Genomic DNA, 23,061 nt, shown 5'->3' with positions numbered 1-23,061 from the left:
GAACCCTACTCCCTCCCCTCCATTTCTTCTATGGCATTGATTTCTTGACAGATTTTCATCGCACCCGGTGAGCCTGAGCATCAAACGGCCGCGTCAGCGGCCCACAAAGGACAAGGACGCACCGTCCGCACCGCGGACGGTTCTGCTTGAATGGAGAGGGAGCGTGGGCCGGCCGACAAGTCATCGCACCCGGAGCCGCCTTCGCAGGTCCGAAGGCGCAGGGCCGGGCCGGGGATGCAACAGGCACGGGAGCCTAGCGGAGCTTGCCGAAAATGGGCCGGCGCTTCTGTTGAAAACAGACAAATGTCGCCGGCCCATTTTTGGCTAGCGCAGCTTGGCGACGCAACTCGTTGCATCCCCGGCCCGGTTCTGCAACGCGCGGATCCTGCGAGGCGGCGAAGGGGGTGATGACTTGTCTGCTGGCTCCACGATCCGCATCGCGCGTTAGCGCGATTCCTTAGGCGAAGCCTGAATTGCGATGGTCGTGCCCCATATCCTTACCGGCCGTCGGAGGAATGCCTCCCCTGCCCCAGACGCGCGGAAGGGATCGTTACGGCGTCAGCCGCCAAGACCCGAAGGGGCTTGGTCGGAGCGTAAGCGGAGATAGAGCCCGGTGCCCGCTCGCGGGCATCCGCCCTCCCAACTACACGCCCAGATCGGAGGAAATCTTCGCGGGCAGCTTCGAACCATCAACCTTCAAGAGGCCGCCGCTCCAAGCAACCACGGACGCGGCTAACGGATTGTAGGCAAGAAACCCTTTCAGCCCTTGGCGCGCATCTCCGGGACCGAAGGCAAAATTGGTCATTCTGAAATGCCCCAAAATCAAGAAGGCCATGATGTCGGCCCACCTGAAAATCCACTCGGATCCTTCACCAAGCATACGATCGGTTAGGACGTTTCTCTTTCTGGACAATGGTCCGCGAAAGAATAGTGTCTGAAGGTGAATGCGGCGGCGTGCTGGCGCTGCAGTGGGGAGACGTAGACGCGTGGCATTGCCTCCGAACGCCAACGAGATTTCTGTATGCGAGGTGCTTGCCAAGTTCGAAGCTGAGTTCGAGCCGGTTGCGAACGCGATTGAGAATGGAGAGTTTGCGCTCTGGGTCGGATCCGGCATCTCGCGGCAGGCGCCCAGCCTCGGCGGCCTCATCGAGCGGGCGTTCGACCATATCCGCCAGCGTGTCATCGATCCCGCCACATCGGCAGATTTTTTGCCGGCACTCCACCGCATCCTTGTCCTCGCGGAGATCGATCCGGCGTCGGTGCAGCACCAATACGATCAGCCTCTTGCCAACTGGCCTGAACATGGCACGGTCATCGACCGGCTCTGGAACAAATACTCCCGGGTTCTCGATGCCAGAGTTACCGGGAAAGCGGCTGACTATGTGCTGTGGGAAGCTGTGGATATCAGAAGCGCGTTCGAGAACCCGGCGCCCCCGGCCGCCGAGCATCTCTGCATCGCCATCCTGATCCTCGAAGGGGCAGTGCAAACGGTAGCCTCCGCCAACTGGGACGGCTTCATCGAAGCCGCCGTCGCGCGTCTCAGCAATGGCGTACCCGGCATTCTGCAGGTCGTCGTGGATCCTGCGCAATTGCGCAGCGCACCTGGACGCGCGCGGCTTCTCAAGTTTCATGGTTGCATCGTGCATGCGACCAATGAGCCGGACGTGTTCAGGCGCCACCTGATCGGAAGTCACCCGCAGATCCTGCGCTGGCCGGTGGGCAACGAGTTTGCCGCCATGCGGAATCAGATCGTCGGCCTTGCGACCAACAGCAAGACGTTGGTGATGGGGCTGTCGATCCAGGACATGAACCTTCAAACGGTGTTCGCATCGGCGGCCGAGGTCAATGCCTGGCCTTGGCCCTGTACCCCTCATGCAATGGCACAGGTCTTTTGTGAGGAGGAGATCCAGCAAGGTCAGCGCGACGTCCTGACGCTCGTCTACGGAGATTCCTATAACGACAATATCGCGGCCGTCGATGATGCCTCTCTGCTACGGGCATGGGGCGAAAAGGTGCTGATCGCTCTGGTCCTCAAATTGCTGACCGATAAGCTCGCGCGACTGATGAATCTTGGCCTCGCACCCGCCGGAAAGGGTGCGATCGCGGCTGCGCTTGCGCCGGCGCTGACCCTTTTGCGCGATGACGTAGGCGCCCTCGCTTTGCCCGCGCCGGGAGAAAGGAACAGGACCGCATTCGTCAATCAGGCGATCGCACTTTGGTCCCGAACCTTGTCTCTTTTCCGCAGCGGTGTGCTGCCCGACAATGTGGAGGGCTATGAGGCACTTTGCAGTTCGACGCCGCAACTGATGGCGGCCGACGCGAATGCTTTGGGGTCCGGGCTCGCAAAGCTGGGCGTGGCTCTGGCCCTTTTGCAGAATGGACGAGTGGCCGGTCAGTGGGATCTGCGCCCGCCGCTGACTGGTGCGTTGACGGCTGGAGCGATGACCGCCCGCGCACTGCGACCGGACGGCGTCGACCGCCCCCTCTTCCTCGTCAAATCTGCAACCGAGGCTATCGCGCTTAAAGCGCAGGGCGCGTTCGCCAACGATAATGCGATCATCATCCATGGTGACGACGTCTGGCATCAGTTGACGGGTGGCGGCTCATCCGCGCGACGGGTACGGGCCGCGCCTGGCCGAACCGGCAATGTTGGCGAGACCCATGTGAGCCTCGGCACGCTGCTGAACAAATGTGCCGATGAGGCTGACCTTCAGCGCACCTTCATGACGGAGATGATGCTGTGAGCGCGCCAATGATCCAGGCAATCCGCAAATGCCTCAAGGCTGCAGGGTATGTCGATCTGGCGACGCCGTTCAAAATCGCTGGCGTCGAGTTTGCCTTCACGGGCGCCATGCGTGGGAGCGATGGGAGGGCCCTCGATTTGGTGCTCCTGGTCGATACGACGACGGGAGATTTCGGAGATCGAGATGGCGCGCGCGTCCGGCAGCGCGTTGAGGCCTTGAGCCGTGCGCTCGACGTCACCGGCTCTCATTACGTCGTGACCGTGATCCTCGCCGGGGCCGTCCTGGCGGAGGGCATCGAAGCTCTGTCGGAAACCTGCCGGGTATTGCAAGCCGAGGGGATCTCTCTCGACGCGAATGGTGAACCTGTAGATGCTGCCGCGCGCGAGCAGCTCAATGATCGCATTCGCGTGCTGTTACCGCTCAGCCTGCCGGAGTCGCCCGCCGAGGGACCTGACAGTGGCCCGGCGATGGAGCAATTGGTGAAGGCCTTGCCGAAGGATTTGGACCAAAGCTTGCTCGACGCTGTGATCGTTGCCTCCGGCAGCGGCGAACAGGCGGTGACGGATGCGGTCGCCCGGGCGATCGACAAGGCGCTTCAGGCGGATCTGGCAGGGAAGCAGCCATGAGCAACCTCACACTCAAGAGCCTCGACATCGTCAATTTCCGGAGCATCCGTGGACAGATCCACGCGCCGCTCGACGCAAAGGTCGTGCTTGTCCATGGCGAGAATGGCGCGGGCAAGACCAGCCTCCTTTCGGCGATCGAGCTGGCGCTCACCGGCAGGGTGCAATCGCTTGAACGATCCGACCAGGACTATGGCAGGCAGCTGCTGCATCGTTCTGCGGACGGGGGCAGCGTTCTCGTAAAGACGCTGTTCGGGGAGACGGAGCAGGCATTCAAGGCTGTCCTCGATGCGTCAGGAGTGGCTTCCTTCTCGGCGTTCGACGAGGCCAAGGCGACATTCTTCAGGGAGCGAGCATTCCTGCCACAATCGCTTCTGGGACAGCTGCTGCAGATTTATCAGGATGCTGGAAACGATGCGGGATCGCCGCTGGCCCAATTTGTCGGCAAGCTTTTGGGACTCGATCGGCTTGATGCGCTCGAAGCGGGGCTCAAACCCCTCGCTGATGTGCGCAACGTGCGCAAGACGGTCGATGGCTGGCCGGCAGCCGAGAATGAGCGGACCCGCATCGATCGGCTGCTGTCGGATCAGCGGAAGTCGCAAAAGCTGCAGCAGGATCAGATCACGAACGCCCTTGCCGGTCTCGCGGCCATTTGCACCGGGCTCGCAATTGCGGTTGAAGTCAGAGAGGACGGGCTCGAAGCGGTTGAACAAGCCCTCAGGGACGAACATGACACAGAAGCGTTTGCCCGGCTCAGCGACCAGCAAAGAAGGCTTGCGGCGCTTCGCAGGGAGATCGAAACGGCGCAAGAGTCTGCGGCAAGCAATGGTCTGACTGCTGCGGAAGACACCGCCGACACGGGCGACAGCTATCAGATCTGGCAGGCCGCCTATGGAGACCGAGTCGCAGCGATACGCCTGCGGGTCGAAGGGTTATTCCCGGATCTTTCACTGGAAAGTGCGCCAGAAGAGGCTGCGCGTACCGCGCTCGCCCGGCTGCGGACCGAACGGAAGCAATTGGGCGATCGCGTGAGCCAGGCTCGCGGCGATCTTACCCGCCATGCACTGGCGCAGGACGAGCGCGATGTAGCGCTGCGTCAGCGCGACACGATCGATACGGAAGTGGCCCAACTGCCGACCAGCGCCGGAAGTTTAGGCTCCGCGCTGGCGGAGCTTACCTCTTTCATCACCGATGATATCTGCCCGGTTTGCGACCGCGACTTTAGTGAAGTGGGGAAGGTCCCGCTGAGCGATCATGTCCACAACAAGGTGCGCAGCCTGTCGGCGTCGGCCGAGCGGTTGCTGACCTTGGGCCGAGCACGCAGCGAAGCGCAGGTCGTCGTCGAGCGGCTCGAACGAGAAATCGAGACGATCAGTGCGCGCAAGCACGATGAGGAGGTGATCGCCGATCTTGATCGTCGGTTGGCGGGGGTCACTGGGTTGATCTCCGAGATCGATGGCCTTGCCGATGTGCTGGCGGAGGGCGCGCGTTTGCGCACGGCGGAGGTAGCGAGTCGCCGAGCCATTACGGAAAATCAGTCGCGCAACCTGGCCCTCACTGCTGCACGCGACACACTGAGCGATTTTGCGGATTTGATCGGCGCCGATCCTTTGTCCGAAGGCGAGAGCTTCACCGCAGGCGTGGCCCGTATGGAGAAGTCGCTTTCCGACAGGGCGTCAGATCTGGAGGCGCGGCTTGCTCAACGGCGCAGGGCGAGTGATTTTATCGAGACAGTCCGCGCGGCGCTTACGCGGCGAAAGGAGATCGATGAGCAGATCAAGACCGATTTCGCGGCATGGCAGCGGGCGGATCAGTCGCTCGATCGCGCGCAGAAGCTGAGGGAACAAGGCAATATGATCCGCAGTACGGTCGACACAGTTCGATCGGCGATCATCCGGCGAGAGTTCAACGATCGGCTGAATCGGGTCTGGCGGGACTTGTTCGTACGCTTGGCGCCGGCCGAACCGTTTGTTCCGGCTTTTCGAATACCGAAGGACTCGACGCAAAAGCTTCAACCCAAACTGATCACCGAGCATCGCGATGGTGGCGTGGCGGGTGGAACTCCAGGCGCGATGCTGAGCGCTGGTAATCTCAACACTGCAGCGCTTACCCTCTTCATAGCGTTGCATCTTTCGGTACCGCGAGAACTGCCCTGGCTGATCCTGGACGACCCGGTGCAGTCGATGGACGACGTCCATATTGCGCATTTTGCGGCGCTGCTGAGGACTTTGTCCAAGGAGCATGGCCGCCAAATCATGATCGCGGTGCATGACCGGCAATTGTTCGAGTATCTAAGGCTGGAGCTCAGCCCGGCTTTCGCGGAGGATAGCCTACTGACGCTGGAACTATCTCGCGGGGCACGGCGCGACAGTCTGTGTGTCTCACGCCGCTATTCTTTCAAGGAGGAAACCGCGCTGCTCGCGGCAGCCTGAGGAGATGATCGTGCAGCGCGACGGGATTGTACCGGTCGATAGGCTCGCGGCCTGCCTTACCACTAAGCGCGACGACCGTAAGGCGAACAGGTTGCGGATGTAACGACGCCACGGCAAAAAAGAACGATCCGGGAACAAGCTGTGCGCGGAGTGATTCAGCGTCAGCCATCGTTTCAGGCTAGAACAGGACCGGAAAGAGACGCGTGGCTTCCTCGACGATCATCAACATTCCCACCGATGACAAGGTGTTCGAGAGCAACTGCATTCCGCTCTTCGCGGGGCTTCTTAATGATCCCAACGTCAAGCTCCTAGGTACGCGGGGCAAGAAACAATTCGGTCTGGATCTGATCGGCAAGCGGGATCGCGATCCAGGCCAGCCCGTCGGTATACAGTGCAAGCTGATTACGCGCGGTGCGAAACTGACTGATGCGATTATTCGCAAGGAGGTCGGCCAGGCGATGGGTATCAAGCCTGCGCTGACAGAATTCTATATCGTCACCACTGCGACCGATGAGCCTGCCCACGACTTCCTCGCGATCGAACTGGCGCAGGATCAGGCGAAACTTGGCCGCGTGGTGGATATCCAGATCTGGGGCTGGGACACACTTCAGGAGAAGATTCGCAACGACCCCAAAGCGCTCGCCGCCTTCGATCCCGATTATAGCGCATCGACCAGGCGGCTGCTCGAACTGGGTGGCGAGACACTCTCCGCACAGGCGGAGATCCGGGCCCAGAACAAACAGACGCTTCAGCATCTTGAGGTGATCCGCGCCACGATCACGACCGGGCCGATCGACACCGCTCGCAGCGCCTTCGATCAGCATCTCGATGCCCAGATCGACCAGTATCGGGACATGCTAAACGCCGGAAAGCCCCGCACCGCATTGGGATTGCTCGAGGCACTGGACAATAGCCTCGATGACAAAAGTGCGGTCTCGATCCGGGCTCGGGTGAAAGTCAATATCGCGATCACGCGGATGAAACTTGGCGACGAGACGGGCGCGGCGCCCCTTCTAGAAGAAGCCTATGCGCTCAACCCGACAGACCCGCGCACGCGGGCCAACAGGATCCTTGCACTTGCAATCAGGGGCGATCTGGGCGGAGCATGGGCGTTTGCACAGGAAGTTCTGGCTGAAGATCCTGGCAACGCGGGCGCCGCCGGGCTCGCCTTCCAGGTTGCCGCAATGGACAATGTTGATCGTGACCCCATGGCGATCGTGCCAGCCGATCTTCTCGACGACCACGCTGTCCGGATCCATCGCATCAGCTATCTTCGACAGAAGGGGGCTCCAGACAGTTGGTGGGCTCTGGCCGCCGATACTCTCGAACGCTTCCCCGATGATGGTAACTCCGTCAGGATGGCGGGTGATGCACTGATCGATGAGGCGCTTTCCGGCGACGTAGTCGAACGTTTCGGCCCTGTTCCCGAGGAGAGGCGAATCAAGCTTCGCGAGGGCGCTGGCTTGCTGCAGCGCCATTGGGACGAAGTTCGCCATTATGAGCAAGCCGCCGAGCCCAACTGGTGCATGGTCGGCTATAATCTCGTTACGGCCTACCGGGCGCTGGGCGACCTCGATCAGGCGAAGCGCGTTGCGGAGGAGGTGCTGGCCACGGGGAGCAAAGATCCCGATGCTGCGCTGAGCGCCGCCTGGGTTGCGATCGATCGTGACGAATTTGCAGAAGCTGAGAAGGTCCTGCGCGGCGTTCCGATCTCCGGCAATGCTGTCCTTCCGCTGCTCGTGGCGCTGTCCAATCTTCACAAATGGGCCCAGGTGATTGAAGAGGCGACGGACGAGCGCCGTGAGCAGCTGGCCGCTTCCGCGCGCCAACTGTTCGACGTGCTGGTCTTCCGCGCGCGGCAGGCCGGAAAGGCCGGCTCAAACCTCGATGAGGACGTCGAGCAACTGCTGGAGCGCTGGCCGCTGGGCGTCGGGGCTCATATCGCCGTGGCCGACATTTTCCGCGCAGCAAAGCCCGAAGCAGTTGCGGCCATGGCGGCGAAGGCGCGCTCACTGATCACACCTCAGACAAGCTATTCGGACAGGGTGATGTTCGCCCAACTTTCGCTGTTCCGCGAGGCATGGGACGATATCATTGGCGCGCTCGACGGGTTGGTCGCGCTGGATCAGCCAAGTGAGCGATTGGCCTGGCTTGCCCATGCCTTTGCGAACGCGGCGCCCCAGGCAGGGACGTCACTCTTCTTTAAGTCCCTTGGTTCTGGAGTGATCGCGCTCCCCCGTTTCGCGCGGCTGGCCGGCGCCGCTGAACATAACAGGGGCGATCTCAAGGCCGCGGAGCGCTACCTGCGCTCGGCGATCTCAGCGGACCCGACTGACCTGCGTGCGATACTTCTTCTGTCGAGCACATTGATGCGCGGCAATCAGGAGGCCAGCGCACGGGAATTGATTACAGGCGTCGATGACGACATCGTCGACGGCTCACCCGACGACCTCATGCGGCTGGCTCATCGGCATCGCCACGCGGGTGAAACCGAGCGAGCGCTGCGGTTGGCCTATCGGGTTGCCGCAACCCATCGTCGCGAAGAGGACGTCGTTTCGTCCTATCCCGCCCTCATCTTCATGGACGAGGCGCTCCCTGCGCCGATTGGTCGTGCTGGACCCGCGCAGACCGGTTTCTGGTTTGACCTCGAAGGTCAGGACGGCGTTCGGGACGTGACTGGCATCATTGACAATCTAGAGATTCCAGGCATCGATCATTTTGCTCCGGATCATCCCCTGGGGGTGGCGCTCGCGGGGAAATCGGTGGACGACATCATCGAAATGCCCGCGGAGATCGGAGATCCGAGGCGCTACCGCGTGCGGGCGCTCAAGCATAAATACATCTGGCTGCTGCACGACATCATGGCGACGCACGCCGCGCGCTTTCCGAATGCGCGATCGATGTTCGAGATGACGATGAAGGACGGTGACGTGCAGCCGATCCTCGATGTGGTACGAGATCTCCAGAACAACGACGACTTCGTCGCCTCGACCTACACATCTCATCGGGTGCCTCTAGTCGCTATCGCGGCGATGTCGAATCGGTCTGTCCTGCAGTTGGCCGAGCATCTGACGATGACCGGCACAAATCTGCGCACCTGTGTCGGTGCGGAGGATGAGCGCGAGGAAGCGGCGATGTTCGTGCGCCAGGCGCGCGGCAAAGGGGTGGCGCTGGACACGCTCACTGTATGGCAACTCCGCGAGCTGGGGCATTTGCACATCGCCAAGGCATATTTCGGACGCCTGTGCATCGCGCGTTCGACCATGGACGAGCTGATCGAGCTGCGGGCGAAGATCGAGAGCAATCGTGGCCGCGAATTTATGACGATGGGGTTCGAGGGCGATCAGGCGTGGCGACAGGTCCACAGCCCGGAGGACACCGAGAGACGGCTGGACTGGGTGAACGCGATCATCGCGGACCTTGAGGCCAACTGCGAGATCCTGCCGGTCGACGGATCGCTCGATAGCCGGCTCGACAAGCTCTTCGATAATTTTGGGTCGAAAGACATCTTCGATCCCATCAATCTGGCCCGGAGTGAAGATGTTATCATCCTCTCGGAAGATCTAAACCTGCGCCAATATGCGGCGAGCCAAGGCGTCAAGGGCGGCGCCTGGCTCCAGGTGGTCTTTAATCTATTCGCCCAGGACAAGCGGATTACCCGACGAGAATATCTCGTTGCAGTGGGGATGCTCGCGGCCATGCGCCATGATCATCTTTGGCTCGACGCCGAGACGTTGCTGCAGATGCTGGTCCTTGACGACCCTCGGGCATTCGCGCTGTTCGAAGCAGCTATCCAGTTCATGGGCGGACGCAATGCTGACATGCCTTCGCATATCGGTGTTTCGATCGAAATGATGCGAGGCGTGTGGACGTTGCAGCTGCCCACCTGGCAGCAAGGACGCGCCATCGGCCGTTTGCTGAAGCAATTGGTGCGCTCGCGGCCCAACGACTGGAAAGCGGTCTTGCATGTGGTGGATGCTGAGTTATTGAAACGTGTTCGGCTCGGGGATCACCTTGCGCGCCGCGCCCGGGACTATCTTGAGGACTGGATCAGAGGTCATTTCTTCGACCTCGCCGAACTACGCTCACAAGAGCGCGTACGTGAATCGATTGCCGAACCACGACGGATGAAGATGGCAAAGGCATCTCGCGCCAAAAAGGTCAGGAGAGGATGACATCGGCGCGAGAGGCAACCGACATAGTTGAGCACTGCCAGATCGTACATTCAAACCGCGTGAGATTTAGATCCGGACCAACCTTCGCAAGTGATCCGAAGGAGGCTGCTGGCCACAATGTCTCTTCAGTTTCTTGGCGTTCACGGGGCTTTTCTTTTCGATCCGTGCCGCATCAAAGTCTGCTGCCACGGCCCTGCAGACCGACGCCCAGGCGTCACTGTCGTTCTTGAGTGCCAGTTGGAGATAGGCAAGCGTCACCTTCTGGACGACCGCCACCCGTTCGGGGTTTTCGTCGGTGGTCTCCGTGACCTCATAGCCCGAGATACCACCAAGCATATGCTCGCCCCTGTGAAGCGTGAGCAGCGCCTCGCCGCCCGGGCTGAGGTGGAAGGGATCGCTGAACCAGTCGGGTCCGCGCACCGTCAGTGGAGACTGATCCGCGTCACCGGCGACGACGAGTGTTCGCGTCGTCAACTCGGCAAAATTCGAGTCGAGATATGGCGTTATCTGCCGTCCGAGATCGCTGAGGTCGGCCCCGCCCCGGCCGCCGGACGCCAGGAGAATGCCGGCCTTGATCCGCGGATCTGAGGGGTCCTCGCCCTGCCCGCCGTCACCGATCATCCGGGCGCCAAGCAGCATGCTCACTGTCTGTCCACCGAACGAGTGGCCCGCGGCCGCGACAAGGTCGCGGTCCATTCGCCCGGCAAGACCCGGCAACGCCCTTTCGACGAGATCGAGATGGTCGAGGATCCGCTTCATGTCGTCCACGCGCGTGCGCCAGATCGATGGACGACGCGGATCGTCGGGTGCCAGGCCGAGCCGTCTGGCGTCGAGGAAGGTTGGCTGGATCACGACAAAGCCGTGCGAAGCCCAGTAATCGGCAAGCGGGGCATAGCCGTCCATTGAAGAGCCATGGCCGTGCGCGAACAGGACGATGGGCAGCGTCTCACCGCCTTCAGGTGCCGAGATGCGCAGTTGCAGATCGTCGCCGCGCTCGGGCGCTGACAGTCTAAATCCGCGCACCGAGTGAATAGCACGTGGGGCATGCATGGTCGCATCGCGCGGGAGAGAGTGGCCGGCCATAGCATCACCTTTCGAACTGAGCCGACCGGGCTATGGCCGGGGACTTTAAGTCACTCCAATTGACCTGCTCCAGATATGTGACCTATTTGACCGGGACAAGAACGCATATTTTTGGAGCCAGGTCATATGGATGCGACCGCTTCGCCTGATTTGTTCGGAAACTGCAACGGCGTGGGCGAGGTGCTGAGCCGTATCGGGGACAAGTGGACCGTCCAGGTCGTGGTGGTGCTTCATCAGGAGCCGCGCCGGTTCAACAGCCTGAAAAAGCTGGTGCCCGGCATCTCGCAGCAAATGCTGACGCGCACCCTCAAGGCGCTGGAAAGGGATGGAATGGTCAAGCGGATCGTGCACGATACGACGACGCCGCAGGTCCAATATTCGCTGACCGATGTGGGCGTGTCGCTTTCGGACCCTGTCCGGCGTCTCGCAGAGTGGGCGATCGCGCATCGTGGCGTGATCAGGCACTGTCGCGACGATTTCGACACACGGTTACAAGGGTTCCCCAAAGACGGGCAGCATCGCGGCGGGTAAGTCGCAAAAATTGAGGGCAGATGGCGTACCCTCGTTGGCAGGCGGAAGCGCCCGGCACGGATCCGGGACGAAGGCATGGGGTCGTCAACCAGGCTGGGCCGATCGCCATCGCCGCGACTCATATCGGTGGCGGTGTTCCCCGATACGCGACGCAGATGCACGGGTACCGATGCTACCGGACCGTGGCGCGCAGTGGCACCTCAAGCCAAATGGGCGGGCCGCGGGTGAGTCTCACACGCCCTTCGGTATCCCCTTCATGGAAAGGAACGGCGATGAAAGCGGCTGTCTACGATCACAATGGCCCGCCTGAGGTCCTTCGCTATACTGACATGCCCGATCCTGAAATCACCTCCCGGGATGTGCTGATCCGGGTGGAGGCAATATCGATCGAGGGCGGAGATCTGATCAATCGTCGCGATGCGCTGCCCGGCCGCGCGCCGCACATCATAGGCTATGCAGCGGCAGGTACCGTGATCGCGATCGGTGACGCTGTGGCGGACCGCAAGCCTGGCGACCGGGTTACCTCCTGGGGGTTGGACGGCTCCCACGCGGAGCTTCGCGCAGTTCCGGCGGATCAGACCTGGCTGCTGCCGCCAGACGTCAGCGCTGCCGAAGCGGCAGCGATCCCGATCGGTTTCGGCACCGCGCATCATTGCCTGTTCGCGCGAGGCCAGCTCTCCGGTGGAAATATAGTCGTCGTCCAGGGTGCGGCGGGCGGTGTCGGCGTCGCCGCAGTCCAGCTCGCCCGTCTGGCGGGCGCAACCGTGCTTGCCGTCGCAAGTGGCGAGGACCGCGCGCGTAAACTCATCGAACTCGGGGCATCGACCGTGATCGATCATCATGTCGAATCGGTCGTCGATGTCGTCCGCGAGCTTACCGGCGGGCTGGGCGCGGACCTCGTCGTCGATCCCGTGGGCTCAACCCTGCCGACCTCCCTCGCAGCGCTTCGCGATGAAGGAATCCTGGTCGCCGTGGGCAATGCCGGCGGCGGCGCGTTGACGCTCGATCTCTGGCCAGCGGTGCAACGCAATCAAACGGTCAGCGGCGTGTTTATGGGAACCATGCTGTCCCGTCCGGCGGCGCGCCAAACGATCGATACGATGCTCGCCGATGTTGCGGAAGGCAGGCTCAGCGTGCCGATCGACAGCAGGTTTTCGCTCGCCGAGGCGGCCGCCGCGCATCGCCATGCCGAGGAGAACAAGATTCTCGGCCGCGTCCTGCTGATCCCCTGATGTTCATTCGCGCGCGGCGCTACCGATGTTGAAAGAACGGGGAGATATGACGCCGTGACAATGCGATGACTGGTCTCGATGACACTGGCTTCAGTTGTGGCGAGCGCACCGAAGGCTCCAGGAAGGCCTGTCGCTCTTGCGGTGCGCTCATCCAGCTGTCGACGAAGTTCTCGGTCTGCTGTCAGGCGATGGCGCCCGCGTCAGCGGTCAAGGTTGCGCCTGTAATCACGCTGGCAGCGGAACTGGCGAGGAATATGACGGCATTCGCGATTTCGCGCGGCTCGGCGAAGCGTCCGAGGGAGGTCAAGCTCCGTTGGAAGTCTGCGGCGGGGCCGTCCGCCGGGTTCGCGTCAGTGTCGACCGAGCCGGGCTGCACGAGGTTGACGGTGATGCCGCTCGGCCCGAGCTCGCGAGAGAGACCACGGGTGAAGGAGGTGAGCGCGGCCTTGGACATCGCATAGGCGGTGACGCCCGGAAAGGGGACGCGCTCGCCCAGGCCCGACCCGATCGAGATGATGCGCCCGCCCGAAGGAAGGTGAGGAATCGCCGCCTTCGCAAACAGCACCGGCGCCCGTACATTGACATACAGGAGGGTCTGGAACTGATCCAGATCGAGCTCGGCGATCGTCCCGGAATGCCCGATTGCCGCGCTGTTGACGAGAATATCAAGGCTACCGAGCGCCGAGACGGCTTCGTTCACCGCTCCCGCAATCGCATCCGGGTCTGCACTGTCAGCCTGGATGGCGACCGCGCGACGTCCGAGAGCCTCGATGGATCCGGCCACGGCGGCAGCCTTTTCGGCGGCATGTTGATAGGTGAACGCTACGTCCGCGCCGTTTTCGGCAAGCGCGAGGGCGATCGCGGCTCCGATGCCTCGCGAGGCTCCTGTGACCAATGCATGTTTCCCATTGAGATCGATCATCCATTTGTCCTTTTCTGTCATTTCGTCGAAGCCGCCGAAGCGAGAGGAATGAGGCGAGGTGAGCGGTCGAAGCACGGCTCGGCCTCGACCCGTCCTGTTTCCTCGCAGACGGCCACGATCCATTGTGACGGACTTTCCAAGGCGAACGAAAGCAGCGGCCAGGGCCGAATGCTCACCATCGCTTCGCATCGCCGTCAGCCCTCAAGATAGGTCGGCAAGGGCGGGACGGCATTCCCGATACCACCTTAGCCTTGCCTGATCCTACCAGATGCGTAGGGTGTGGCCATGTACGACCGCGAGGATATGACCCGTCGCCTGCTGGGTGATATCGCACCCCATATCGCTGTGCGGGCCGGGCTTGTCGGGGAGGCAACAGCTGTTCCGCGCCTGACGGTCTGGTCGAGTACCAGTCCCACGCCGCCGACAGCGGCGATATTTGAACCGATGTTCTATGTCGTCGCACAAGGGACGAAAGTGCTGACGATGGGCGCCAACCGGTTCGAGATGTTGGCGGGCGACTGCGCCGCCTCATCCTTCGGACTGCCTTATTCCCACCGACTGATCGGCGCGACGCCGGACGCTCCGTATGTGGGTATCAGCCTCCGGCTGGACATCGACAGGCTTGCGAGAGTCGTGCTCGACATGCCCAAATGCGAGGTGCGATGGACATGCGCGGTAGCAGCCGGGGATCTGAGCGGTCAGCTGGGTGACGTGTTCACCCGGCTCGTTGGGCTTGTGAACGCGCCGGATGACATAGGCGTCCTGGCACCTTTCTACGAGAGCGAGCTTTATTATCGTCTGCTGCAGAGCGCGATGGGCGGAACGCTGCGCCAGATCGTGGAGCGCAACGATCGTGTACGGCAAATCAAGGCGGCCGCGGACTGGTTGGGCGCCCATAACAATGAACCGGTGATCATCGCCGAACTGGCAGCTCGTGCGGGCATGAGCGCGACTTCGTTTCACAGGCATTTCAAGGCCGTCACGGGATACAGCCCGCTGGCCTTCCAGCGGCAGATGCGTCTTCTGGAAGCCAGAAAGCTGCTTGCGGCGGGTAGCACCAATGTGGCGCGCGTCGCATTCGAAGTGGGATATCAAAGCCCGGCGCAGTTCAGCCGGGAGTATAAGACCATGTTCGGCAACGCACCGCTGGTCGATCTGCGGCGCTGAGATGATACGGCCGAAACGCGTGCTGCCCTATGAGCATCATCGCGCAAGCAGGTAAAGGCGGTTGTGCCGATAGTCCCAGACAGTCTTGAAATTTTGCAGGAAAGCAAAGCCGAGTTCGAGCTCCGTAGCTTCGGTGATTCCCACGGCCGCCGCGCTGGCTGACGGCCCCTCCTCGACCTCGATGCCGGGCACGACTGCGTCGATCTTGTCGTCTATCCGGACACCCTTCAGGTCAAACTTGTCCGGATCGTCGGTTGGCGACAATTGGCCGCTTTCGAGCAGGCTCCGCCTCTCTGCCTCGGCGATATTCAGCGAGCCGTACATGCCGGTATCCAGGCTGACGATGGCATCGACATCGCCGATGCGTGCTCGGATCAAGGGGACATTGGGGAGCCGGCGGGTTTCGAACGGCAAGGCCGCGATGAGCTTTTCTCCGGCGAGAAATCTCTCCTGCCCTTCTTCATAGAAGGTCACTTCCATGCGTTGATAGTCTATCTTCATGGCATGGCTGGAGAAAAATCCATGCCCGATCCAGCCCAGAAAGTCTGGCGTGATCTTCTCCAGCATCCGGGCATCCTGGCTGCGCACACGGGTTACCCGCGGATAGCCAATGGTGCCGATCCGGATGTTCTGGACCACAGAGTGGAGACGCACCTCATAGGTCTGACCGCTACCGAAATGGCCGGTGCCGATCTTGCTCCCGCCGGTGATCGGCACCCGATGATCGTTGATCACAAGGGCGTCCTGCATGCCTGTGTCGAGCATGAACTTGCCCTTGATGCCCGCAATCTCGCCCTCGACGAAGGGAAACTCCCGAACCATGACGAGGGCGAGAGTGACGGTCTTGCCGGCCAGTCGTATTTCGGGCGCGCGGTCTGACGGCGTGGGGATTGGGGGACCGGCAACAGCAGATTGGGGGCCAGCCAACACCACCAAGAGCGTCACCGCCGCAAGGCGCCTCACGACATTCAGCCCCGTCGATATATTTGAATTGCGATGCCTGCCTGAAGCGATGACGGGGTTGTTGAACTTCAATTGCATCTCCTGGTTCACTTTCGGTCCGTCAGCATCAATGGATTGCCGCTCTTTTCGGTCGCTGTCCGGCGCTGACAATTCTCGTTCAGTTCAGGTCTCACGTGCGTGCTTGCCGACCAGTGGTTCGGGCCGGGGCTGAAGGAGCAGCCGGTCGCTTCCCGACATCGTGTCTCCCTGGACCTGCTCGGAAAGGCGCTCATCATCGCGACGGCGGATATCCTCGGCGACCTCCACAATATCAGCCTCGGCAACGCCCAGAGCGCGAAGACTCTGCGCGCCCATCACATAAGCGGACTCGACCGTTTCTCGGATCTGAAAGTCTACGCCAGCCCGGACCAGTTCCACCGCATGTGCGCGGTCGCGGCTTCGAACCAGGAGTTTTGCCTGCGGAAATGCGTGCTGCGCCAGGTCCACGATCTGCATTGCTGCCTTGGGATCATCGATACAGACAATGATCAGATTGGCATCGGCCGCGCCGGAATGGTGCAGCACATCGAGCCGGGCGCCGTCTCCGAAGAAGACCTTGAACCCGTAGCGTCCTGCGTCGCGAATCCGGTCGGGATCGTTATCGATCACGGAAAGGTCAATGCCTTGAGCCAGAAGGAGTTGCGACGTGATCTGGCCGAACCGGCCGAAGCCGATTATCAGGACGCGCCCCTTCAGGAAATGGGCAGGATCCACGCCCTCCATCGAGGTGTCGCTGCGCAGCAGGCGCTCGGCGGCGATCATCAGCAGTGGCGTCAGGGCCATCGAAAGAATGACGACGGTGGCGAAGACCGCATTCTGGCTCGGGTCGATGACGCCGCCTGCCGCTGCCGCTGCGTACAGGACAAAGGCGAACTCCCCGCCCTGCAGGAACATCGAGGTACGATGCAGCGCCTGGTGACCGGAGCTGCCGAAAAGCCGCGCGACTGCGTAGACGACCACGGCTTTGGCGACTGTGAACGCCGCCAGCATCGCGAAAAGAAGCCGCCATTGGACAGCAACGATCGCCAGATCGAGGGACATGCCAACGGCCAGAAAGAAAAGGCCCATCAGGAGGCCGCGAAACGGCTCGATATCGCTTTCGATCTGGTGGCGATAGCTCGAGTTCGACAGCATGACGCCGGCGAGGAACGCGCCCATCGCCATGGACAGGCCCGCAACGTCCATCAGCAGTGCTGCCCCGAGCACAACGAGCAATGCCCCTGCGGTCAGAACCTCGCGGGTCCGGGCGCGAGCGAGGAGCGCGAAGAACGGATTGAGCGCCCAGCGCGAGACGCCAAGCAGGACGAGCAGGGCCACGACACCGGTCAGAATGTTCGCCCCATTTGTCGGCCCGTGTGCCACGGGTGACAGAAAGCCGACGACGGCAAGAAGCGGAACGATCATCAGATCCTCGAAGAGCAGGATCGCGACGGACTTCTGCCCTTCTCTGCCTGATATCTCGCCCCGGTCCTGGAGCACCGACATGATGACGGCCGTCGAGGAGAGGACGAAGCCGGTCCCGGCGATGAATGCGACAGGTCCAGGCAGGTTGAAGGCGAGTGCGCCGGTGAGAGTGAGGATAGCGATCGCGGCAGCGACCTGCGCCGCGCCCAGCCCGAAGATCTCGCCGCGCATCGCCCATAATTTATAGGGTCGCAGTTCGAGCCCGATCACGAACAGGAACATCACCACGCCCAGTTCGGAGAAATGGAGGATGGATTGCGTGTCGGTGAAAAGCCCGAGTGTCGATGGTCCCACCAACAGGCCCGCCGCGAAATAGCCGAGGACTGATCCGAGCCCGAGCCGCCTGAACAGCGGGACCGCGACGACGGCCGCGCTCATCAACGCGACGGCGGGCCCGATTGTCTGCCCAAGGCTTGCATCAGCCATGGCGGCTATCACGCTTCTCTGGGAGGTGGATCAATTGTATCGTTCCTCTGGTCGGAGATCGCAGACACCTCACCCGTCGCATGGCTGTTTGCCCGACGCTGCTGATGACCTGCGGCCTTCGCCGATGCCGAATGCCAGGGCCACGACGTCCCTGACCACGATCCAACAGATGCGGTGGATTGAGGGGTTGCTTATGCCCCGGTGAGATCATTTCCGCCTGCATTCACGGCGGTCCGGATTGCGGTCGCAGCGCTGCTGCCGGGCGCGATCAGCCATGATCTGGCCGTCCCTGGCGATGCGCGAGAGCCTTTCGCTCTCCTCGATCGACCGGAGATTCTTGGTATCGCGTCTGTGCTGCTGCGCCAGCATGCAATCGCTGAAGGCGGGTGTGCCGTATCTGTTGCCGAAGCTTTCGCAGGTCCGCGCGTCCTCGCGTTGCTTCTTGCTCCACCGCTGGGCATGAGCCTCGCCGCCTGCAAGGCCGATGCCCAGCAAGGTGACGATGCCCAGGGACATCATTGCGGCGCGTTTACGGACGACAGACGGATTCATGAGGTTCCTGACCATGTTTCAAAAAAGGGGCCTGCCAGTAAGTCGTGGATCGGAGCGGAGGGGGCCGCATCGTCGAACTGGCTTTCCCTGCTGGGTAACAGCCGAACTGAAGCGCCAGTAGGTCCAGGAATCGATTAGCTCTGTCGCATGCTGCGGAACGCTCTCCTGCGCGCCGTCCGGGCAGCGCCGGTATTGCCGCGGATGATCGTCGCCAAGCTGGCCGACGGCATCCGGCGTGACGGCAACCCATCGAGCAATGAACGCCCCCGAGGCCGGCCGAGCCCAGTCTCTGGCCTGGATCGAGACCTCGTGCGGCACCGGACGATCGTCCCTGCGGCCGCCCCGCCTGCGTCAAGGCGGTCGCCCGGCCGTCACCGACGTTCCCGCCTGCGCGACACAGTTTCCGCCGGTCCGCAGCTACAGACACTCTTCTCCCGACGATAGGGTTGCGAGAGATACGAAGCAGCCGGAGATTGAGAAACTTGATGTCGGATCGCTATCAGAGACTTCACGTCGCGCACCGCGCGGGCGTCGTGACCGTCACCATCGACAATCCACCGGTCAACGTCCTCGACGCAGCTCTCATGTCGGATCTGCGAAGATTCCTGACCGAGGTGCGCGACGATGACGCAGCGCGTGTGGTCGTTTTCGAAAGCAGCTGCCCGGACTTCTTCATCGCCCATGTGGATATGGCGCTCATTGACGATCCGCATGCATTTGACGAGATCGCACGGGACGTGCCTGCCGGCCTCAATGTGTTCCAGGCGCTGGGCGAGCTGGTTCGCGACCTTCCCCAGGTCACCATCGTCAAGCTCGCCGGCCTGGCACGGGGCGGCGGCGCTGAATTCATCGCCGCGTGCGACATGGTTTTTGGGGCGATCGGTCGAGCGGGCCTGGGTCAGGTGGAGGCGCTCATGTGCATCGTGCCGAGCGGGGGCGCCATGCAATATCTCTCCACGCGGATGAGCCGCGGCCGCATCCTCGAGATCATTTTGGGGGGCGGCGTCTTCGGCGCGGAAGAGGCGGCGGCTTATGGCTGGATCAACCGGGCGCTGCCCGCGGCCGAGCTCGACGATTTCGTCGATATGCTCGCCCGCCATATCGCGGCGTTGCCCGCGGGCGTCGCCGAGGCAGCCAAGCGCGTGCTCCCGCCTGCCGACCTGAGCGCCGGATTCGCGCGAGAGCAAGCCGAATGGAGCAGGCTGTTCGCGGAGCCGGCGGCAGAGCGGCTGATTCGAGGCGGTTTGGCAAGAGGTGCCCAGACCGTGGACGGGGAAAAGCGGCTCGAGGAGATCCTGCGTAGCATATCGTCATAGGGGCGGAGCATTCTTCGAATGGCGTGTTTGCGAGGTCTGCTGACGGCCCTGCCCAAGGACATCGCCAATCAGCGCGCAACAACCCGCGCATGGGGGATTGCGCCCTCGGCGCGCATGCGCGTGCCCTCGAGGCAGCCGTCGTGGCAGCCCGCGTCGAGAATGCCGCAGTCATAGAGGCTCTGCGGGCCCTCGTGGATCCGGATCGGCTGGTTGCGCCGAGCGAGGAAATCCAGTTTCAGCGCCTCCGCGAACAGAGGTCCAGCCCGGGATCGTGGTCGCGCAATTCATGAAGCGTTCGTCGACTGGGTGGCAAATTCACCGGACGACCGACCGGATATCGAATGGAAATCGATGACAGGCGCCGAGGAGGCCTCGGTGATCGAGGCAACACGCAACGCCGATTTGCTGGTGCTTGGACATGGCGGCAACATGGACAGCGGCGATGCGCTTCATGCCGCGATCTGGAATACGGGCAAGCCGGTATTACTAGCTCCGCCCCGCTGGCGGCTTCGCTCGAGCCATTTCGCCCATATCGCGGTGGCGCTGAGCGATACTGGCGTCGCTGCAGATGCGATCGGCGGCGCGATGCCGTGGCTTCGCGCGGTGGAGCAGGTGACGGCGCTGCGTCTAGGCGACGTGGACGACCGTGCCATGAAGCAGCTGGAGCTGCTAAGGAGGGAAGGCCCTGGCGTGAACGTCCATGGCGGCAGAGTTGCCACACTTACTCCAGCATTGAACCGGTCGCCAATGTCTCGAGCATAAGCGCGAATGGCCGGGATTTGCAGCTGCATCGAACTCAAAGAGGGCCGATCCAGAGCAGTTCCAGGACGCTTGCCCCGCGTTGCCAAGCCTCGACCTTGACAGGCAGGTCCTGGAGCCTGCTCACGTCATCCTCCGTCTGAAGGCGCCAGACCGGACCATCGTCGATCTCAAGAAGCGGCCCCCGGTCGCTGAGGCGAAGCACGCCGCGCAGCCGCAGTGGCACCCTGCCCTCGCTCATGACCGGCCATCCCTACGCTGGATGGAACCAAAATCCGGAGGCTGGCCATAGATCGGCGACACGGTGGTACGGGCAGGGCTCATTTCGTTTGGATGCCATGCCCAAGATCAACATTGCAATATCGTTCGATATATGTTCCATTCCGTGGCGGAGGATAAGGCTGCATGATCCGGGACTATCTCGCCACCTATGATTTCAACCTGCCGCTGGACGATGCGGCGGTCGATCCCGACTTGCCGCTGGTGCGCCGCAGGCTGGCGAGCCTGGCAACCGCCGAGGGCCTGAACGCCGGATATTATGAGGCGCAGGAACTGGCGGAAGCGTTTCTCGATGCCGCACGTGAGGCGAATGCGGAGGTCGGCGACGACGACAGCCCCGCGCGTCTTCGCTTGCGCGATATTCTCGATCGTGACCTCGAATATCAGCGGGAGCTGTTCGAGGAAGTCTGCGCGCTGCCGCTTGCCGATGCGGCGGCACATCTGTGCTGGCTTACCGACGTGATGAAGCGGCGCGTCGACATGGCACGCCCGATCGCCGAGATTCTGGGGCGTTAGACGGGCACCGTGATCGGATACTGGGGCGCGGGCTTGGAATTTCTCTTGTCGTGACGGGCGAATGCCCGTGCACCGGACTGGAGCTATGATGTCCTCGCCCGATTATCTTGACGAACTTGACCGCCTGCTTCTCGATCAGCCCGATGCGATGCTGACATCGCAACTGGATGGATTTCTGACCGGCATCATTGTCAGTCCCGATCTCGTGAAGCCGGCCCAATGGCTTCCGTTGCTCTGGACCGGCAACGACGAAGACGGCGAACCGGATTTCGAGACCGACGCCGAGCTGCAGGCCTTTTTCAACCTGGTGACGATGCATTACAATTCGATCCTGGCGTCGCTCGATTGTCCGGGTGCCTATGCCCCCGTGCTTGAAACCGACACGCGCACCAATGAGACATTATGGGAGATGTGGATCGACGGGTTCGCGCGGGCGATGGCGCTCTCGCCGAGCGGTTGGGCGCGGATCGTGGCCGACGACGATGCGGCGTGTCGCGCAGCGCTGACCGGTATCCGCACATTGCAGGATTTCGCAGAAGGCGATCGCGCTCTCGACGAACAGGAGGAGAGTTGGTGGGACGCACAGGCGCCTGATCTCATTCCGATCTGGGTAGAGATGCTTCACCAGTGGCGTGTCGAGAACGATCCCCATCGCCCGGTTGCCTCCCGTAGCGCCAAGGTCGGCCGCAACGATCCATGTCCCTGCGGGTCAGGCCGCAAATACAAGAAATGCTGCGGGGTTCATTAGCGATCGAAACGATAGGCGACGCCGGGATCAGGCATGTCCGCCGTCGCCGGCCTGTGTCTGGACATAGCGTGCTTCGTGAGGCCCCAGCGCGGCCAGCAGACGCCCCTCGGCCGCCTTTATTTCGGCGGCGCTTTCGAAGGCATCGACCGTATAGACACCGCGCGCAAACCCGTCCGGCGTAAACGCGGTCATCATGGTGTACCGAATCGGCCAGCAGCCCAGTTGCAGCCATGGCCAGCCTGGCGCCGGTGGGCTGTATCGTGCGAAGATGATGTTGTCCGCACGCAGGCTGGAGGGCCGTCGGGCGAGCAGTGAAGGCGAGACGAGATCGGTGCGCTGTTCGCAGAGAAAGGTCTCGAATTCGTGCATCTCGGCCAGGCTCTCTAGTATCACCGGATAATAGCGGCCAAGCGCAAGTCCCTCGCCTGCCAGGGTGGGCGGAATGTCGATCAGCAGAATCTCGGGCAAGCTTGGAAGTGGTCGAGGATAATAGATCCGCGTTGCAGCAAGCTGGTCGATCAGTCGCATGAGGGCGATTAGGCGGATCGGCAAAGGCGAACGCAAGCGGAGTTTCGGACAGATTGGCGCAATATAGCTATCCGGGGGGTGAAGGGGACTGTGTGTCTGCGAATTGCTGCAGACTGGCCGGTGGCGAAAATCAGGCTGCGAGCCGCTCTACGCCTGCGTTGAAGCGTTCGATCCAGTCGCGCATCGTCGGACGCTCGGCGAGCGGGATTTGGGCGGCGACACGTTGGAAATCGATGAGGTCAACGGGCGCGCCAGCGATGATGGCATCAATCTCGGAAGCCGACATGAGGCCGCGATCGCGAATGAAGCGGGTCATGGAGCCGGGCCGCTCCCGTGTGGACTTGCGCCACAAGCCTTCGACAGTCTGCAGGCGGGGCGCCGCCCTCGCTTCGACCAGCACGATCAGCCTGAGGCACCAGGGCGGCAACGTCATCAACTCGGTCGTTTTTTGGGCCAGGCATAGCCATTATGTCGCCATTGAGACGATCCATTCCCTTTGACGGGATAAGGATATTGTCCCATTATCGATCGGGTCGGGGCAATAAAATGGAAACGCCCAGTG

General features: G+C 62.1%; 19 protein-coding genes and 1 pseudogene. 11 read left to right on the top strand and 9 right to left on the bottom strand.

The genetic code is table 11. From position 1 onward, the window contains the following. Positions 1–643: 643 nt before the first annotated feature. Complete coding sequence (locus DI605_RS19605; protein WP_293977175.1) at positions 644–835, bottom strand: hypothetical protein; 192 nt, start codon at positions 833–835, stop codon at positions 644–646. 151 nt (positions 836–986) lie between these two features. Between DI605_RS19605 and DI605_RS19600 the strand changes: the two genes are divergently transcribed. From DI605_RS19600 to DI605_RS19585, 4 genes are all read left to right on the top strand, one after another. Next, positions 987–2,744 carry an SIR2 family protein gene (locus DI605_RS19600; protein WP_293977173.1) on the top strand — a complete coding sequence of 586 codons (1,758 nt, stop codon included), beginning with the start codon at positions 987–989 and terminating at the stop codon, positions 2,742–2,744. Between the two features lie 8 nt (positions 2,745–2,752). Then, positions 2,753–3,370, top strand: coding sequence for a hypothetical protein (locus DI605_RS19595; RefSeq protein WP_293977171.1), 618 nt, complete (start codon positions 2,753–2,755; stop codon positions 3,368–3,370). After that, complete coding sequence (locus DI605_RS19590; RefSeq protein WP_293977169.1) at positions 3,367–5,799, top strand: AAA family ATPase; 2,433 nt, start codon at positions 3,367–3,369, stop codon at positions 5,797–5,799. The genes DI605_RS19595 and DI605_RS19590 overlap by 4 nt, the downstream gene beginning before the upstream one ends. Before the next feature lie 203 nt (positions 5,800–6,002). Beyond that, positions 6,003–9,974 carry a tetratricopeptide repeat protein gene (locus tag DI605_RS19585; RefSeq protein ID WP_293977167.1) on the top strand — a complete coding sequence of 1,324 codons (3,972 nt, stop codon included), beginning with the start codon at positions 6,003–6,005 and terminating at the stop codon, positions 9,972–9,974. A gap of 66 nt (positions 9,975–10,040) precedes the next feature. Here the strand turns inward: DI605_RS19585 and DI605_RS19580 are convergent, their stop codons facing one another. Continuing rightward, positions 10,041–11,057 (bottom strand): hypothetical protein, encoded by a 1,017-nt coding sequence (locus DI605_RS19580; RefSeq protein ID WP_293977165.1) that lies wholly within the window; start codon positions 11,055–11,057, stop codon positions 10,041–10,043. Between the two features lie 126 nt (positions 11,058–11,183). Between DI605_RS19580 and DI605_RS19575 the strand changes: the two genes are divergently transcribed. Both DI605_RS19575 and DI605_RS19570 read left to right on the top strand, forming a co-directional pair. Beyond that, the gene (locus DI605_RS19575; protein WP_293977163.1) at positions 11,184–11,588 is read left to right on the top strand and encodes a helix-turn-helix domain-containing protein; all 405 of its coding nucleotides are present in this window, start codon (positions 11,184–11,186) and stop codon (positions 11,586–11,588) included. 20 nt (positions 11,589–11,608) lie between these two features. Then, complete coding sequence (locus tag DI605_RS19570; protein WP_293977162.1) at positions 11,609–12,820, top strand: zinc-binding alcohol dehydrogenase family protein; 1,212 nt, start codon at positions 11,609–11,611, stop codon at positions 12,818–12,820. 181 nt (positions 12,821–13,001) lie between these two features. On the opposite strand, the gene DI605_RS19565 is transcribed toward DI605_RS19570, so the two are convergent. Beyond that, positions 13,002–13,742: an SDR family oxidoreductase gene (locus DI605_RS19565; RefSeq protein ID WP_293977160.1), complete on the bottom strand. Its 741-nt coding sequence runs from the start codon at positions 13,740–13,742 to the stop codon at positions 13,002–13,004. A gap of 285 nt (positions 13,743–14,027) precedes the next feature. Here DI605_RS19565 and DI605_RS19560 point away from each other — a divergent pair, with 285 nt between their 5' ends. Then, complete coding sequence (locus DI605_RS19560; RefSeq protein ID WP_293977158.1) at positions 14,028–14,909, top strand: AraC family transcriptional regulator; 882 nt, start codon at positions 14,028–14,030, stop codon at positions 14,907–14,909. Positions 14,910–14,945: 36 nt separating this feature from the next. On the opposite strand, the gene DI605_RS19555 is transcribed toward DI605_RS19560, so the two are convergent. The 3 genes from DI605_RS19555 to DI605_RS19545 form a co-directional block, all read right to left on the bottom strand. Beyond that, complete coding sequence (locus DI605_RS19555; RefSeq protein WP_293977156.1) at positions 14,946–15,944, bottom strand: hypothetical protein; 999 nt, start codon at positions 15,942–15,944, stop codon at positions 14,946–14,948. A gap of 90 nt (positions 15,945–16,034) precedes the next feature. Beyond that, complete coding sequence (locus tag DI605_RS19550) at positions 16,035–17,801, bottom strand: monovalent cation:proton antiporter-2 (CPA2) family protein (protein ID WP_293977154.1); 1,767 nt, start codon at positions 17,799–17,801, stop codon at positions 16,035–16,037. 207 nt (positions 17,802–18,008) lie between these two features. After that, positions 18,009–18,353, bottom strand: coding sequence for a hypothetical protein (locus DI605_RS19545; protein ID WP_293977152.1), 345 nt, complete (start codon positions 18,351–18,353; stop codon positions 18,009–18,011). 485 nt (positions 18,354–18,838) lie between these two features. Here DI605_RS19545 and DI605_RS19540 point away from each other — a divergent pair, with 485 nt between their 5' ends. Both DI605_RS19540 and DI605_RS19535 read left to right on the top strand, forming a co-directional pair. Continuing rightward, a complete protein-coding gene (locus DI605_RS19540) occupies positions 18,839–19,669 on the top strand; it encodes an enoyl-CoA hydratase/isomerase family protein (protein WP_293977150.1) in 831 nt (276 codons plus the stop codon). Between the two features lie 375 nt (positions 19,670–20,044). Next, entirely contained in the window at positions 20,045–20,431 is a 387-nt protein-coding gene (locus tag DI605_RS19535) for a hypothetical protein (RefSeq protein ID WP_293977148.1), read from the top strand. A 34-nt stretch (positions 20,432–20,465) separates the two neighbouring features. Here DI605_RS19535 and DI605_RS19530 read toward each other — a convergent pair whose 3' ends face one another. After that, the gene (locus DI605_RS19530) at positions 20,466–20,669 is read right to left on the bottom strand and encodes a DUF5818 domain-containing protein (RefSeq protein ID WP_293977146.1); all 204 of its coding nucleotides are present in this window, start codon (positions 20,667–20,669) and stop codon (positions 20,466–20,468) included. A 164-nt stretch (positions 20,670–20,833) separates the two neighbouring features. Between DI605_RS19530 and DI605_RS19525 the strand changes: the two genes are divergently transcribed. After that, on the top strand, positions 20,834–21,223 hold the full coding sequence (locus DI605_RS19525) for a hypothetical protein (RefSeq protein ID WP_293977144.1): 390 nt from the start codon (positions 20,834–20,836) through the stop codon (positions 21,221–21,223). Positions 21,224–21,311: 88 nt separating this feature from the next. After that, positions 21,312–21,971, top strand: a complete 660-nt coding sequence (locus DI605_RS19520; protein WP_293977142.1) for a UPF0149 family protein — start codon at positions 21,312–21,314, stop codon at positions 21,969–21,971. A 27-nt stretch (positions 21,972–21,998) separates the two neighbouring features. Here DI605_RS19520 and DI605_RS19515 read toward each other — a convergent pair whose 3' ends face one another. Beyond that, entirely contained in the window at positions 21,999–22,499 is a 501-nt protein-coding gene (locus DI605_RS19515) for a hypothetical protein (protein ID WP_293977140.1), read from the bottom strand. A gap of 130 nt (positions 22,500–22,629) precedes the next feature. Then, a pseudogene (locus DI605_RS19510) lies at positions 22,630–22,965 on the bottom strand (hypothetical protein); the annotation flags it as partial. Positions 22,966–23,061: the final 96 nt, after the last annotated feature.

Source organism: Sphingomonas sp., assembly GCF_003248515.1.
Taxonomy (GTDB): domain Bacteria; phylum Pseudomonadota; class Alphaproteobacteria; order Sphingomonadales; family Sphingomonadaceae; genus Sphingomonas_I.
This window is presented reverse-complemented; position numbering and strand designations above follow the sequence as displayed.